Origin of the sequence: Streptomyces sp. NPDC101191 (assembly GCF_044767915.1) — a bacterium.
GTDB lineage: Bacteria > Actinomycetota > Actinomycetes > Streptomycetales > Streptomycetaceae > Streptomyces.
In genome coordinates this window covers 753112-767060 of the sequence record NZ_JBIWOU010000001.1, presented here as the reverse complement: position 1 = coordinate 767060, position 13949 = coordinate 753112, and the positions used below count along the sequence as shown (strand labels likewise).

Below are 13949 nucleotides of genomic sequence, written 5' to 3'. Positions count from 1 at the left end.
CTCCTCCCCTCCCCTCCCTTTCCCTTCCCCGCGCCCCTCCGGTGCCGGGCCGACACCCGCCCGCGTCGTTTCAATGCGGAATCGATGCGAGTTGTGACCAACGGTCTGCGGGTCGGAACGTGGAGGAACACGGGACCGGTCGGGTCCCGGCGGACCGCCGCAGCGGCGGACGGCCCTGGTGGATGCCGCCACCACCCGGAGGAGGAAGCGTCATGACCGCACACCGGATGACCGGCGACCTCGCAGTCCCGACAGAGCCCCACCCGCGCGAGGCGCGGCTCGACGGAGACGCGGCCGACGCCGTCGGCACCGCCCGCACCGGCGTCACTGCCGACGCCGCCGACCCCGGCGTCACTGCCGACCCCGCCGACCCCGCCGACGCCCTCGACAGCGACGCATCGATCGCCCGCCGACTCGTCCGGGGCGACGAGGGCTCGCTCGACGCGGCCTATCGCCGCTGGGGACGGCTGGTCCACACGCTCGCCGCCCGGGCGCTCGGCGACCCCCGCGAGGCGGAGGACGTCACCCAGCAGGTGTTCGTCGCGGCCTGGCGCGGCCGGGCCAACTTCCGCCCCGACCGGGGGACCCTGCCGGCCTGGCTCACCGGCATCACCCGACGGAAGATCGCCGACGCCCTGACCGCCCGCACCCGGCGCACCGAACTCACCTCGGTCCTCGGCGCCGTGCTGGAGCACGAGAGCAGGACGGCCGGCGAGCCCGAGGGGATCCTCGACCGGCTCGTCGTCACCGAGGAACTGGCCAGGCTGCCCCGAGTACAGCGCGACATCCTGGAACTCGCGTACTTCGCCGACCTGACCCAGACACAGATCGCCGACCACACCGGCATGCCGCTCGGCACGGTCAAGAGCCACGCACGCCGCGGCCTCCAGCGCATGCGCCACAACCTCGCCCTCGCCGCGACCCCGGGCTGACCCGTCCGGCCGGGCGAGGGCTCCGAACAACAGACAGCAGAGACACGGGTCGCGGCCGTCACCGGCCGCCGGCCCCCGCACGAGGGTGGAGACGATGAACGGACGAAGCATCGCGGTGGTGGGGGCCGGGGTCGCGGGACTCACCGCCGCCCACGTCCTGTCCCGGGCCCACGACGTGGTGCTGTACGAGTCCGAGGACCGGCTCGGCGGCCATGCGCACACCCACGAACTCCCGGCCCGCGAGGGGGCCACGCTCCACGTGGACACCGGCTTCATCGTCCACAACGAGCGCACCTACCCCCACCTCCTCCGCCTCTTCCGCGAACTCGGCGTCTCCACGCAGGACTCCGAGATGAGCATGTCCGTCCGCTGCGACGGATGCGGCCTGGAATACGCCGGTGCGCGGGGGATCCGCGGCCTCCTCGGCGGCGGGAACGTCCGCCGGGGCCGCCATCTCCTCATGCTCGCCGACATCCCGCGCTTCCACCGGGCCGCCCGGCGGCTGCTGTCCGCCGACGACACGACGCGGACGCTCGGGGACTTCCTCCGGGCCCACCGCTTCTCCGGCTACTTCGTCAGCCACTTCGCCATCCCGCTGGTCTCCGCGGTCTGGTCGTGCGCCGCGGACACGGCGCTGCGCTACCCGGCCGTGTACCTGTTCCGCTTCCTCGACCACCACGGACTCCTCTCGGTGACCGGCTCCCCGCAGTGGAAGACCGTCACCGGGGGCTCCGCGGCGTACGTCGAGCGCGTGGCCAAGTCCGTGAGCTCCGTCCGGACCGCGACCCCGGTCCGTGCCGTCGTACGCGGCGCCGACCGCGCCACGGTCGTGACCGCGGACGGTGAGTCGACGGAGCACGCGGCCGTCGTCGTCGCGGTCCACCCCGACCAGGCCCTGCGCCTCCTCGCCGATCCCACCGAGCAGGAACGGCGCGTCCTCGGTGCCTTCACCTACTCCCGCAACCCGACCGTCCTGCACCGCGACACCACGCTGCTGCCGCGCTCGCCGCACGCCCGCGCGTCCTGGAACTACCGGCTGCCCTCGTGCACCGCGCGTCCGGGCGCCGTCCAGGTCAGCTACGACATGAACCGGCTCCAGCGGCTCCGCGCGAGCGAGCCGCACATCGTCACCCTCAACCCGGACGACCGGCTCGACGAGTCCGCCGTCCTGGCCCGCATGACCTACGAACACCCCGTCTACACGCCGGAGTCCGTGGCGGCCCAGCGTCTCCTGCCCGGCCTCCGCAGCCCGGTCACGGCCTACGCGGGCGCGTACCACGGCTGGGGGTTCCACGAGGACGGCTGCCGCTCCGGCGTCGAGGCCGCCCGGCACCTGGGGGTGACCTGGTGATGCCCACCACGCCCGGGCCCCATACACCGGACACGCCTGCCGCCCCGACACGGGGCACGCCCGCTGCCCGTACACCGGACGCGCCCGGCCCCCGTACACCGGGAGCGCCCGAGCGCCGCACACCGGACGCCGTCGCCCCACCGCAGGTGCCCGCCCTGTACGACATAGAGATCACCCACACCCGGGTCACCCCCTTCCGCTACGCCCTGCGCCACCGCACCTACCAGTGGCTGGTCGACCTGGACGACCTGCCGGTGCTGCCCCGGCCGTTGCGCCCGCTCGCCCGCTTCGACCCCCGCGACCACTTCGACGGTGACGCCCCCACCCTCCGCGCCGGCCTCGACGCGTACCTCGCCGCCCACGGTGTCGAGGACGCGGACGGGCGGGTCCTGATGCTGACGCACGCGCGGGTCCTCGGGCACGTCTTCAACCCGCTGACCCTGTACTGGTGCCACGACAGCGCGGGGCGTCCAGTCTGCGCCGTCGCGGAGGTGCACAACACGTATGGCGGGCGCCACGCCTATCTGCTGCGCCCCGACGAGCGGGGCCGCGCCGAGGTCGCCAAGGACTTCTACGTCTCGCCGTTCCTCGACGTCGAGGGCGTCTACCGGATGCGCCTGCCGCTGCCCGGCGACCGCCTCGACCTCACCGTCCAGCTCCGCCACGGGGACGGCACCCGCCCCCTGACGGCAGTCGTCCACGGCACCCACCGGCCCGCACGCCCCCGCATGCTGCTCGCCGCCGCGCTGCGCCGCCCCTGGTCGACCCTCGCCGTCTCCGTCGGCATCCGCCGCCACGGGATCCGCCTCTACCTCAAGGGCCTGCCCGTCCGTCCCCGACCTCGCCCCCTCTCCACCCCGAAGGAAGGCACTCCGTGACCCCCTCCGTCCTTTCGGCCGCACCCGTCACTCCGGCGGACGCGGTCCCGGTGGACCCGGTCCGCTGGCCCGACGTCGCCCGGCGGCCCCGCGCCTCGGCCGTACGCACCGCCGTCGCCCGGCGCCTCGTCGAACGGGCGCTCGCCCGGCTGCCCCTGCGGATACAGCACACCGCTGACGGCTCCTCCGTCGCGCCGGGCCATGGGGACCTCGGCACGCTGCCCCGGGGCCGTGCGGGTGACGCCGCGGTGCCCACGCGCCGCGAAGGCGACACCGCCCTGCCGACCCTGACGCTCCACGACCCCGTCTCCTTCCACCGCCGGATCGGCGCCGACGGCCTCATCGGCTTCGGGGAGTCGTACATGGCCGGCGAGTGGGACGCCGACGACCTCGTCGGGCTCCTCACCGTGCTCGCCCGGCACGTCGACGAACTCGTCCCCGCCCCGCTGCGCCGACTGCGCGGCGCCTGGGTGCGGCGCCGGCCCGCCGCCGACCGCAACACCCCCGACGGGGCGCGTACCAACATCCAGCGCCACTACGACCTCTCCAACGAGTTGTTCGCCCTCTTCCTCGACCCCGGCCTCAGTTACTCCTCGGCGGTCTTCGACCCCCTCCCGGAGCACGACGGCCCCCTTTCCGACGCGGAGTTCACCGCCGCCCAGCACCGCAAGATCGACCGGCTGCTCGACCTGGCCGGTGCCGGTCCCGGCACGGAGCTCCTGGAGATCGGCACCGGATGGGGCGAACTCGCGATCCGCGCCGCCGCCAGGGGAGCGCGGGTCCGCACCGTCACCCTCTCCGCGGAACAGCTCGCCCTCGCCCGCGTGCGCGTCGCGCAGGCCGGGGTCGCCGACCGCGTCAGCGTCGAACTCCTCGACTACCGCGACATCCGCGGCCGCTACGACGCCGTCGTCAGCGTCGAGATGATCGAGGCCGTAGGCGCCGAGTACTGGCCCGACTACTTCGCGGCCCTCCGGCGGCTCCTCGCCCCGGGCGGCCGCGTCGCACTCCAGGCCATCACGATGCCGCACGAGCGGATGCTCGCCACCGCCCGCACCCACACCTGGATCAGCAAGTACGTCTTCCCCGGCGGTCTGATCCCCTCGCCGGAGTCCCTCGCCCGGGAGAGCGCCGCCGCGGGCCTCCGCATCACCCACGACAGCGGCTACGGCGCCCACTACGCGGAGACCCTCCGTCAGTGGCGGGAACGCTTCCGCGGTCAGGAGACCGCGGTCGCCGCGCTCGGCTTCGACCCGGTCTTCCGGCGCCTGTGGGAGTTCTACCTCGCCTACTCCGAGGCCGGGTTCCGATCCGGCTACCTCGACGTCCGCCAGCTCCTGCTGACGGCGGACCCCCGCACGGAGGCAAGCCGATGAACGACGGGCGAGCCGTCCCGCATCTCGCCGTACGGACCGGCGCCGACGGCGAGGCCTCCCTGCCCGTCACGCCCATGCTTTGCGAGGCCTCCCTGCCCGTCACGCCCGTTCTCCGGGCCCGCGAGGCCTCCCTGCCCGTCACGCCCGTTCTCCGGGGCGGCCCCGCTCCCCTGGCGGCCGCGCCCGTTCTCCTGTGCGGGGGAGTCTCGTGACCGTCGTCGACACCGGAGTCCTCGCCGTCGTGACGGGCGCCTCGGCCGGCGCGGCGCTCGCGGTCATGCTGGTGGCCTTCGCCGTCGGGACGGCGAAGGGCCTGCACCGGGTCGTGGACGTCGCCTGGGGGATCGCCTTCGCGGCCGTCGCCGTCGTGGCCTGGTCCCTTGCGGCGGGCCACGGCGACGACGTGCGCCGCACCGTCGTCGCGCTGGCCACCGTCCTGTGGGGACTGCGGCTCGCGGCCCACATCGCCCGGCGGGGACGCGGTCACGGCGAGGACCCGCGATACGCCCGGATGCTGGCCCGCGCCCGCGGCAACCCCACGCTCTACGCGCTGCGGACCGTCTACCTGCTCCAGGGCGGACTCGTCTGGCTGGTCTCCCTGCCGGTCCAGGTCGGCGTCCTGCTTCCCGAACCGCTCGGACCGACCGCCCTCCTGGGCCTGGCCGTGTGGGCGACCGGCCTCTCCTTCGAGGCGCTGGGGGACCGTCAGCTCGCCCGCTTCAAGGCCGATCCGGCCAACCGGGGCCGCGTCATGGACCGGGGACTGTGGAGCTGGACCCGGCACCCCAACTACTTCGGCGACTTCCTCGTCTGGTGGGGCCTGTACCTGACGGCCTGCGCCACCTGGCAGACCGCCCTGCTCACCCTGGTCTCGCCGCTCGTGATGAGCGGCCTGCTCATCTGGGGCAGCGGCAAGCGCCTGCTGGAGGCACACATGGCCGACCGCCCCGGCTACGCCGCCTACCGGGCCCGCACCAGCGGCTTCTTCCCCCGCCCGCCACGCCGTACGACGCCCGCGCCGACCCGCTCCTAAAGTGTCTTCCCGGTCACGCTCCTAGGTTTGATCACCTTGGGCGTGGCCGCTCCTCTTTCTCTGATGCTGCTGTGGCGTGGCGGACCGGCCTGCCTTTTACTTGTAGACATAGGGAGCGGCCAGCGCTAGGCCTGGGCAGGTGAGGGCGCATGCGATAGGCCAACCCGAGCACCCACTCACCCCACTGGTGTTCCGATCCCGCAGTCATCTATCAGATGCGTCAGCTCCGCGAGCACGTCGGCCCTTCCGGCTAGTACCAGATGGCCCAGATCGCGCGCATTACTGCGGAAGGTGAGATTATGCTGCAGCTTCGAACATGGGGCACGGCCGTGCTCGTGCTATCGGCAGTCTCCCTGGCCCCCGTTTCAGGCCGTACGCTGGCCGCCGCTTCAGACGCCAACCTGTCCACGGCGGTCTATCTGTCTGACGGCTCTCGGTTCCCGGGGTGGTCGCAGTGGAGCGACCGGGACGGTGGCTGGATTGACGGAACCCAGTGGGTTGCCGGGGATTTTAACGGTGACAGGAAGGCCGACCTTGCCACGGTGTGGAACAACGGCGGTTCGAACACGATAACGGTGAGCTTGTCGACCGGTTCGGGCTTCAATCGCAGTCACTGGGCCACGAACGCGGGTGGCTGGATGGATTCGACCAAGTGGGCCGCCGGGGATTTCAACGGTGATGGGAAGAGTGACCTCGCCGCGTCCTGGAACAACGGTGGCAACCTGTCCACGGCGGTCTATCTGTCTGACGGCTCTCGGTTCCCGGGGTGGTCGCAGTGGAGCGACCGGGATGGTGGCTGGATTGACGGAACCCAGTGGGTTGCCGGGGATTTTAACGGTGACAGGAAGGCCGACCTTGCCACGGTGTGGAACAACGGCGGTTCGAACACGATAACGGTGAGCCTGTCGACCGGTTCGGGCTTCAATCGCAGTCACTGGGCCACGAACGCGGGTGGCTGGATGGATTCGACCAAGTGGGCCGCCGGGGATTTCAACGGTGATGGGAAGAGTGACCTCGCCGCATCCTGGAACAACGGCGGCAACCTGTCCACGGCGGTCTATCTGTCTGACGGCTCTCGGTTCCCGGGGTGGTCGCAGTGGAGCGACCGGGATGGTGGCTGGATTGACGGAACCCAGTGGGTTGCCGGGGATTTCAATGGTGACAGGAAGGCCGACCTTGCCACCGTCTGGAACAACGGCGGTTCGAACACGATAACGGTGAGCCTGTCGACCGGCTCGGCCTTCAATCGCAGTCACTGGGCCACGAACGCGGGTGGCTGGATGGATTCGACCAAGTGGGCCGCCGGGGATTTCAACGGTGACGGGAAGAGTGACCTCGCCGCATCCTGGGCCAACGGCGCCCCCAATCCGCCGGCGGCCTCGAAGGAGCAGCGGTTCCTCGACCTGATCAACAGTGAGCGTCAGAAGTACGGGTGCGCCCCGCTGAAGGCCGATCCGAAACTCACGGAAACCGCGCGCGCCCACAGCAAGGACCTGGCCGGCAACCCGAACCTCACGGCCGCGGGCACCGCGAATCGCGGCCACGTGGGCAGTGACGGCTCGCTTGCCTGGGACTCGAACGGTGGTGCGACTACAGGGCGCATCCACAGGGACCTGGGCGCATCGGCTGCCCGAGCCCAGGGCGAGAACGTCCACTGGGGCAAGGGAGACACCTTCGAGAAAGCGATGGACGACTGGATGAACCACGACGAGGCGTCCAAGTGGGGCCACAAGTACAACATCGTGGGCTGCGACCCCGGTGACCCGAAGAACCCGTACTCCAACGGTGACATCGCGCGCTACAACCCCCCGCCCACCGTCAACTACAAGCTGGTCGGAGTCGGCATAGACCAAGCCGCTGACGGCACCGTCTACATCACGCAGGACTTCGCAGGCTGACTCCCCCGGACGGGCATGCATCCGCCACGCCCCCGCACCAGAGCCCCCGGCCCCGGCGTCGAGACAGACGCCGGGGCCGGGGCTGCGTACGCGTGCTACCAAGCCGTCACCCTCGCATCGCTGCTGATGTGAGCGTGGCGTGTGACGACAACTCCCAGGGCTTTCCTGCCGGTCACGCCGGGCTCGCGGTCCGGCCTGGTCGACGAGGCACCCCTCAGCCTCCGGCGGGCGCCGCCCGGTTCTCGTAGCGGCGTGCGATGACGTCGATGGCCTCGCGCAGCCCGGTGGGCCGGACCATGCCCGGGCCGGGCCGCCCGCCGAGCCAGCCGGGACCGGCGAGCAGGACGAGCGGGGCGGTGCGCGCTCCCCTCACCCCGAACGCCGTGCCGGCGACGTGCCGGGCCAGGGCGTGGTTCGCGGTGGACCGCGCCTGCGACCAGAGGGCCACGGCTGCCGGACCCAGCCTCCGCACCGCCGCGTCCAGGGCCTCGGCCGGAACCGCCGCACCGAACATCCGGGTCGGCAGGCCCTGTTCGGCCAGCCCCGCCGCGAGCGCCTCCAGCGGCAGCGTGTGCTGCTCCGCCGGGACACAGGCCAGCACGACCGGCGCCGCCGGGGAGACCGCCGAGGGGGCGGCGACGACGGCCCGCCGGAGCGCGGTGGAGACGTGCCAGGAGAGCAGGTGCTCGACCTCGACGTAACGGTCGTCGGAGGACTCCCACTTGCGGCCCACCGCGTGCAGGGTCGGGGCCATCACCTCCTCCCACGCGGTGACCAGCCCGTGCTGGGCCAGGACCTCCTGCAGGATCCTGTCCATGGACGGACCGTCGAGTCGCACCGCGGCGCGGGCCAGTCCTCGGCACTCCTGCCGTACGTCACCCAGGGGCAGGCCGCTCGCGGGTCCCGTGCGGCGCCCGCTCCGCGGCGACCGGTCGGCGGGCAGCGGAAGCGGCTCCACCGGCACCTGCTCCACCCGCTCTACCCGCTCCACCTGCTCGACCGGCTCGACCGGCGCGGCGGGCAAGGCGGACAGGGCCGGGGCGACCGGCCGGGCGGTGGGCTCCCCGGTGGTCTCGGACCCGGCGCCGGCCCGTACCCGCTGGGCGGCCCGGGCCGCCTCGGCGGGCGGGACGCCGGACGACGTGAGGCGGCACATCTCCTCGAGCATCGCCACGTCCGCCGGGCTCCATCTGCGGTGCCGTCCGTCCCCGCGCACGGCCGGGCCGATGCCGTAGCGCTGGTCCCAGGAGCGCACCGTGGTCGGCGAGACTCCCAGACGCCGCGCCACCGCGCCCGTCGTGATCCCGTGCGTCGTCGTGGCCATTCCTCCACCTTACGATGCGGAAACGATGCGCATGTCCGGGCGGCCGTTCCGCAGGTCGTCGAGGACCTCCCTGGCCGCGCGTGCCCCGGACGCCAGCGCCCCCTGCAGCGACCCGGTGGCCCGGTGGTCGCCGCACACGTACCGGCCGGGCGCGAACCGCGTGCTCCGCGACAGCGGGACGGGACCGGGCATCGCCGGGAGGGCGTCGCGCACCGTGACGCGGTGGACGAGCTCCCAGTCGCCCGTGTCCGTCCCGTACACCTCGCCCAGGGCCCGCACGACCGCGTCCGCCGTGGCCGGGCCGGGGGAGCCGAGCACCGACGTGGACACCAGCGCGCGCCCGTCGGCCGAGAAGCGGGGCTGGACGGCGGTGAGGACACAGGTGTTGAGGAACCGGCGGTGGGAGTCGACGACGAGCACGGGCTCCGTCAGCGGGGGCCGGGCCGTCGCGTGGTAGAGCGTGGTGACCGTCCGGCCGTCCGGGACACGGAGCCCCGGCAGCAGCCCGGCCGCGACGCGCTGCCCGGTGGCGACGACCACCGCGCGGGACTCCACCTCGTGGCCGCCGGCCAGGGCCACGCCGTTCCCCGTCAGGGCCGTGACCGGGTTGCCGGTCCGCAGCACGTCCGCGGGCAGCCGGGCGGCGAGCTGGGCGGGAACGGCCCCGATCCCGTCGGCCGGGAGACAGAGGGTGCCGCGCAGCATGCTCCGCCACACCAGGTGGAAGAAGCGGGCGGAGGTCTCCAGCTCGTCCTCCAGGAAGACCCCGGAGAGGAAGGGCCGGAAGAACGTCTCCACCAGCTGCGGCGACACGCCCGCCTCGGCCAGGGCCGTGAGCGTGGTCCCGTCCCGGCCGCGCCGCAGCACGGACGCCGGCGCCAGCACGTCCCGTGCCGTCAGCGCGGAGAGCGCGAGCAGGTCACGTCCGGACGCGAGCCGTCCCGGCAGCAGGTCGCGGCTCTCCCGGAGCCGCCGGGAGGGGTCGGTGAACCGGAGCGGACCGTCCTCGGTGTGCACGAGCACTCCGGGCGTGAAGGGCCGCAGCCGCAGCGCCTTCAGGTCGATGCGGCGTTTCACCTGCGGATACGAGGTGTTGAAGACCTGGAAGCCGCGGTCCACGGTGAAGCCCGCCACGCGGTCGGTGCGCATCCTTCCGCCGACCGTCCCGTCCGCTTCCAGCAGCAGGACCCGCAGGCCCGCCGCCACCAGGTCGCCTGCGCAGGCGAGCCCGGCGGCCCCCGCTCCGACGACCACCACGTCGTACCGTCCGCCGTCCGTGCTCCGCATGCCGTCACCTTTCCTCGCCTTGCCCTGGGTTCCCCGTGTTCCCCGACTTCCCGGGTTCCCGTGTTCCCGTGTTCCCTCGTACGGGCCGAGCGCCAGGCACCCACGGGCCGGACGCCGCCCGGGGAGCCCCGGGGCTGTGGGGCCCGGCCCGGGGACGGTGCAGCGGGCGTACCGAACCGGTGGCCACCTCACGGAGCCTGCCCGCCCCGTTCCCGTTCCTGCTCCAGCAGGGCCGGCAGGTCCCGCAGACGGTCGAGGCCGTGCACCGCCCGGGAGATCCGGGCGTTGTGCCGCAGCGTCCCGCGGTGGCGGTGCAGGAAGGCCCAGTAGCCCGCCGTGAACGGGCAGGCGTCCTCGCCCACCCGCCGGTCCGGGCGGTAGGGGCAGGGCCCGCAGAGATCGCTCATGCGATCGATGTAGGCGCCGCCCGAGGTGTACGGCTTGGTGGTCATCCGGCCGCGGCCGCCGTCGGCGTACTGCGACATGCCCACGACGTTGGGCAGCATCACCCAGTCGTATCCGTCGACGAAGCTGCGGTGGAACCAGTCGGTCACGGCGGCCGGGTCCCAGCCGCGTTGGAGCGCGTAGCTCCCCAGCACCATCAGCCGCGGGATGTGGTGGGTCCACCCCGTGTCCCGGACCTGGCGCAGCACCGTCGCCAGGCAGTGGGACGACACGGCGTCCGCGTCGAGGTCGTCCCACCAGCCGGGCAGGGCGGCGGTGTGGCCGAGCGCGTTGGACGTCCGGTAGCCCTCGCCGAAGTGCCAGTAGAGCTGCCATACGTACTCGCGCCAGCCGGCGATCTGCCGGACGAAGCCCTCGACCGAGTTCAGCGGTGCCCGGCCGGCCCGCCAGGCGGCCTCGGCGCCCTCCACGCACTCGGCCGGGTCGAGCAGGCCGAGGTTCAGGGACGAGGACAGCAGACTGTGGCTCAGGGTGTCGTCCTCGGCGAGCATCGCGTCCTCGTACGCGCCGAATTCGGCGAGCCGGTGGCGCAGGAACCGGTCCAGCGCGGCGAGGGCCTGACGCCGGTCCGCCGGGAACAGTCGCGGACCGTCCCGGCCGACGAAGGAGACGTCCCCCTCCCGCTCCCAGCGGTCGAGGTCACGGCGGACCTCCTCGTCGACGGCGTCCTCCCGGGGCCGGTACGGCGCGGGGGCCTCCAGCGTCCGCGCCCCGGGTGGCGGCGGCTCCCGGTTCTCGTGGTCCAGGTTCCAGGTGCCGCCCGCGGGTCGTCCGCCCTCCATCAGGAGGTCGTGGTCACTGCGGACGCGCCGGTAGAAGGTCTCCATCCGGAGTGCGCTCCGCCCGTCCGTCCAGGCGGCGAAGTCCTCGTGCCGCACCAGGAAGCCGCGCGGCGGGAGAACGGTGACGTTGTCCAGCGACCGCACGAGCCGCAGCGCCGCCCGCGACGTGGGGTGGTGCACCGTCACCCGCCCGTCACCGACGGCCTGTCGCAGCCCTTCCCGGTACGTCTCGGCGCGCACGTAGCGCACGCGGTCGCCGAGTTCGGCGGCGCGGTGCCGCATCGCCGACAGGATCAGGTGGGCCTTCGCTCGGTGGAACCGTCGCCGGCGGAAGACGGCACGGGACTCGATCATCACCACGGGGGCGTCCCGGGAGGGACCGCCGGCCCCCGCCGCGAGGAAGGCGGGGCCGAGTTGGTCGCCGAAGAGCCAGTGCGTAGCCGTCATACCGGTCCTGATCGCTCCGTTCCTGCGGGTGCCCTGTCGCACCCCTCTCCTCTTTCGGCCGGCGGGCGGGCCGCGGATGCGGTCGCCCGTGGATTCCGGGCACCGTCCCGCCGAGTGCACCGGCGGGCACCCGGGCGCCGGGGCGTGGGGACGCCTCCGCGCCCTGGTCTCCCGAAGGCCCAGGGGGCGGGGGGACGCCTCCGCGCCCCGGTCTCCCGAAGGCCAGGGGGCGGGGGAACGCCTCCGCGCCCCGGTCCCCCGAAGGCCCAAGGGGCCTGGACCCCCGCCCGGCATCGGCTGCCGCCAAGTGGTGGGAAACGGGTCTCTATCGGGTGAGGCCCCGGGAAGCGTCGCCGTCCTTCCCGTCCGGGTTGCCCGACGATCGCTGGGGCCGCGCACCGATCCGCGGCCCCGGCGCGAGGCTTCCACGACGACCCGGAAGGGCTGCCATGCGCATCCTGCTCATCGCCAGCAGCTACAACAGTCTGACCCAGCGGGCCCGGGCCGAGCTCCAGGACCGCGGGCACGCCGTCTCCGTGGAGGTCACGCCCGACGGGGTGGCGATCCGGGACGCCGTCGCGCGGCACGCGCCTGACCTGGTCCTCGCGCCCCTTCTGAAGGCGGTCGTGCCCCGGGACGTCTGGTCGACCCGCCACTGCCTGATCGTCCACCCGGGTCCGGTGGGCGATCGTGGGCCGTCCTCCCTGGACTGGGCGATCCACGACGGCGCCACCGAATGGGGCGTCACCGTCCTGCAGGCGGACGAGGAGATGGACGCGGGCGACGTCTGGGCGACCGTCGCCTTCGAGGTCCCGGCGGTGGCCAAGAGCGACCTCTACCGCAACGAGCTGTCCGACGCCGCCATGACCGCCGTGCACCTCGCCGTCGAGCGGATCGCCGCCGGAGCCGCCCCGTCCCCGCAGACGGGGCCGGTGCGCGCGCGGCCGGCCGTCCGCCAGGAGCAGCGCCGGATCTCGTGGGACGAGGACACCGAGACGGTCCTGCGCGGCCTGCGCGCCGCCGACTCCCAGCCCGGCGTCCTGGACGAGCTGCTCGGGGCCGAGTGGTTCCTGCACGGGGGCCACCCGGAGGACGCTCTGCGCGGCCGCCCCGGCGAGCTGCTGGCCACCCGGGCGGGCGCGGTCTGCCGCGCCACGGCGGACGGCGCCGTCTGGATCCCGGAACTGCGCGCCCGCACCGCCCGGGGCGAGCAGCGCGCGTGCAAACTGCCCGCCACCCTCGCCCTCGCGGGCCGGCTGCCGGAGCTCCCCGAGCCGCCCGTGCCCGCCGACGCACCGGCGTCCGGCCGGACCTGGTCCGACATCCGCTACCGGGAGCACGGCCCGGTGGGGGTGCTGTCCTTCGCCTTTCCCGGGGGTGCGATGAGCACCGACCACTGCCGTCGCCTGCTGAGGGCCTACCGGGCGGCCTGCGGGCGCCCCACCTCCGTCGTCGTCCTCGGTGGGCAGCGCGACTTCTTCTCCAACGGCATCCACCTCAACGTGATCGAGGCCGCCGCCGACCCGGCCGCCGAGGCGTGGGACAACATCAACGCCATGAACGACCTGGTCGAGGCGGTCCTGACCACGACCGACCGGCTCGTGGTCAGCGCCATCGGCGGCAACGCGGCCGCGGGCGGGGTCATGCTGGCGCTGGCCGCGGACGAGGTGTGGTGCCGCCAGGGCTCCGTCCTCAACCCCCACTACCGGCGCATGGGCCTGTACGGGTCGGAGTACTGGACGCACACCCTGCCCCGCAAGGTGGGCCCGGTCCTCGCGGAGCGCCTCACGCAGGGTGCCCGGCCCGTCTCGGCCGACGCCGCCCGGAGCATGGGACTCGTCGAGCGGGTCGTCGACTGCGCGCCGGGCGCTTTCTCCGCCGAGATCACCCGCTTGGCCGCCCGACTGGCCACGCACCCCGGCGTCGCCTCCCGCGTGGCGGCGAAGAAGGCGGAACACGAGGTCAGGGAGGCGCGGACGCCCCTCGCGGCCCACCGGGAGCAGGAGCTCAGCCGGATGCGGGCGATCTTCGACGATCCCGCCGCGCCCTTCCACGGCCTGCGCAGGGCCTTCGTCCGCAAGGAGGGTCAGATCGCGGGATCCCCCGACTTTCGGGGTGCGGGCCCGGCCGGTCCGGCCGACCGTTGACTCGTACGCGGGGCCCGAAGAAGGCCGCC

11 protein-coding genes are annotated in these 13949 nt (G+C 73.5%); 8 read left to right on the top strand and 3 right to left on the bottom strand.

Features of this window, described 5'->3' with window-relative positions; all coding sequences use genetic code 11:
• Positions 1-212 precede the first annotated feature (212 nt).
• The 7 genes from ACIRQF_RS03430 (at position 213) to ACIRQF_RS03400 (ending at position 7468) form a co-directional block, all read left to right on the top strand.
• Complete coding sequence (locus ACIRQF_RS03430; RefSeq protein ID WP_404088423.1) at positions 213-932, top strand: sigma-70 family RNA polymerase sigma factor; 720 nt, start codon at positions 213-215, stop codon at positions 930-932.
• Positions 933-1026: 94 nt separating this feature from the next.
• Positions 1027-2283 carry an NAD(P)/FAD-dependent oxidoreductase gene (locus ACIRQF_RS03425; RefSeq protein WP_404088421.1) on the top strand — a complete coding sequence of 419 codons (1257 nt, stop codon included), beginning with the start codon at positions 1027-1029 and terminating at the stop codon, positions 2281-2283.
• The gene (locus tag ACIRQF_RS03420; RefSeq protein ID WP_404088420.1) at positions 2283-3161 is read left to right on the top strand and encodes a DUF1365 domain-containing protein; all 879 of its coding nucleotides are present in this window, start codon (positions 2283-2285) and stop codon (positions 3159-3161) included. The genes ACIRQF_RS03425 and ACIRQF_RS03420 overlap by 1 nt, the downstream gene beginning before the upstream one ends.
• The gene (locus ACIRQF_RS03415) at positions 3158-4537 is read left to right on the top strand and encodes a class I SAM-dependent methyltransferase (RefSeq protein ID WP_404088418.1); all 1380 of its coding nucleotides are present in this window, start codon (positions 3158-3160) and stop codon (positions 4535-4537) included. Before ACIRQF_RS03420 ends, ACIRQF_RS03415 begins: the two co-directional genes overlap by 4 nt.
• The gene (locus tag ACIRQF_RS03410) at positions 4534-4749 is read left to right on the top strand and encodes a hypothetical protein (RefSeq protein ID WP_404088416.1); all 216 of its coding nucleotides are present in this window, start codon (positions 4534-4536) and stop codon (positions 4747-4749) included. Before ACIRQF_RS03415 ends, ACIRQF_RS03410 begins: the two co-directional genes overlap by 4 nt.
• Positions 4746-5570 carry a DUF1295 domain-containing protein gene (locus tag ACIRQF_RS03405; RefSeq protein WP_382485519.1) on the top strand — a complete coding sequence of 275 codons (825 nt, stop codon included), beginning with the start codon at positions 4746-4748 and terminating at the stop codon, positions 5568-5570. Before ACIRQF_RS03410 ends, ACIRQF_RS03405 begins: the two co-directional genes overlap by 4 nt.
• Before the next feature lie 260 nt (positions 5571-5830).
• Positions 5831-7468: an FG-GAP-like repeat-containing protein gene (locus tag ACIRQF_RS03400; RefSeq protein ID WP_404088414.1), complete on the top strand. Its 1638-nt coding sequence runs from the start codon at positions 5831-5833 to the stop codon at positions 7466-7468.
• A 214-nt stretch (positions 7469-7682) separates the two neighbouring features.
• Here ACIRQF_RS03400 and ACIRQF_RS03395 read toward each other — a convergent pair whose 3' ends face one another.
• The 3 genes from ACIRQF_RS03395 to ACIRQF_RS03385 form a co-directional block, all read right to left on the bottom strand.
• The gene (locus ACIRQF_RS03395; RefSeq protein ID WP_404088412.1) at positions 7683-8792 is read right to left on the bottom strand and encodes a MerR family transcriptional regulator; all 1110 of its coding nucleotides are present in this window, start codon (positions 8790-8792) and stop codon (positions 7683-7685) included.
• 9 nt (positions 8793-8801) lie between these two features.
• The gene (locus ACIRQF_RS03390; RefSeq protein ID WP_404088410.1) at positions 8802-10079 is read right to left on the bottom strand and encodes an NAD(P)/FAD-dependent oxidoreductase; all 1278 of its coding nucleotides are present in this window, start codon (positions 10077-10079) and stop codon (positions 8802-8804) included.
• Between the two features lie 188 nt (positions 10080-10267).
• On the bottom strand, positions 10268-11773 hold the full coding sequence (locus tag ACIRQF_RS03385) for a cryptochrome/photolyase family protein (protein ID WP_404088408.1): 1506 nt from the start codon (positions 11771-11773) through the stop codon (positions 10268-10270).
• Between the two features lie 449 nt (positions 11774-12222).
• Between ACIRQF_RS03385 and ACIRQF_RS03380 the strand changes: the two genes are divergently transcribed.
• Positions 12223-13920, top strand: a complete 1698-nt coding sequence (locus ACIRQF_RS03380; RefSeq protein ID WP_404088406.1) for a hydrogenase maturation protein — start codon at positions 12223-12225, stop codon at positions 13918-13920.
• Positions 13921-13949: the final 29 nt, after the last annotated feature.

Excerpts from the sequence above, each read along its gene's own strand:
- ACIRQF_RS03430 (WP_404088423.1), top strand. The coding sequence starts at position 213 with ATGACCGCACACCGGATGACCGGCGACCTCGCAGTCCCGACAGAGCCC.
- ACIRQF_RS03425 (WP_404088421.1), top strand. The coding sequence starts at position 1,027 with ATGAACGGACGAAGCATCGCGGTGGTGGGGGCCGGGGTCGCGGGACTC.
- ACIRQF_RS03420 (WP_404088420.1), top strand. The coding sequence starts at position 2,283 with ATGCCCACCACGCCCGGGCCCCATACACCGGACACGCCTGCCGCCCCG.
- ACIRQF_RS03410 (WP_404088416.1), top strand. The coding sequence starts at position 4,534 with ATGAACGACGGGCGAGCCGTCCCGCATCTCGCCGTACGGACCGGCGCC.
- ACIRQF_RS03400 (WP_404088414.1), top strand. The coding sequence starts at position 5,831 with ATGGCCCAGATCGCGCGCATTACTGCGGAAGGTGAGATTATGCTGCAG.
- ACIRQF_RS03395 (WP_404088412.1), bottom strand. The coding sequence starts at position 8,792 with ATGGCCACGACGACGCACGGGATCACGACGGGCGCGGTGGCGCGGCGT.
- ACIRQF_RS03390 (WP_404088410.1), bottom strand. The coding sequence starts at position 10,079 with ATGCGGAGCACGGACGGCGGACGGTACGACGTGGTGGTCGTCGGAGCG.
- ACIRQF_RS03385 (WP_404088408.1), bottom strand. The coding sequence starts at position 11,773 with ATGACGGCTACGCACTGGCTCTTCGGCGACCAACTCGGCCCCGCCTTC.
- ACIRQF_RS03380 (WP_404088406.1), top strand. The coding sequence starts at position 12,223 with ATGCGCATCCTGCTCATCGCCAGCAGCTACAACAGTCTGACCCAGCGG.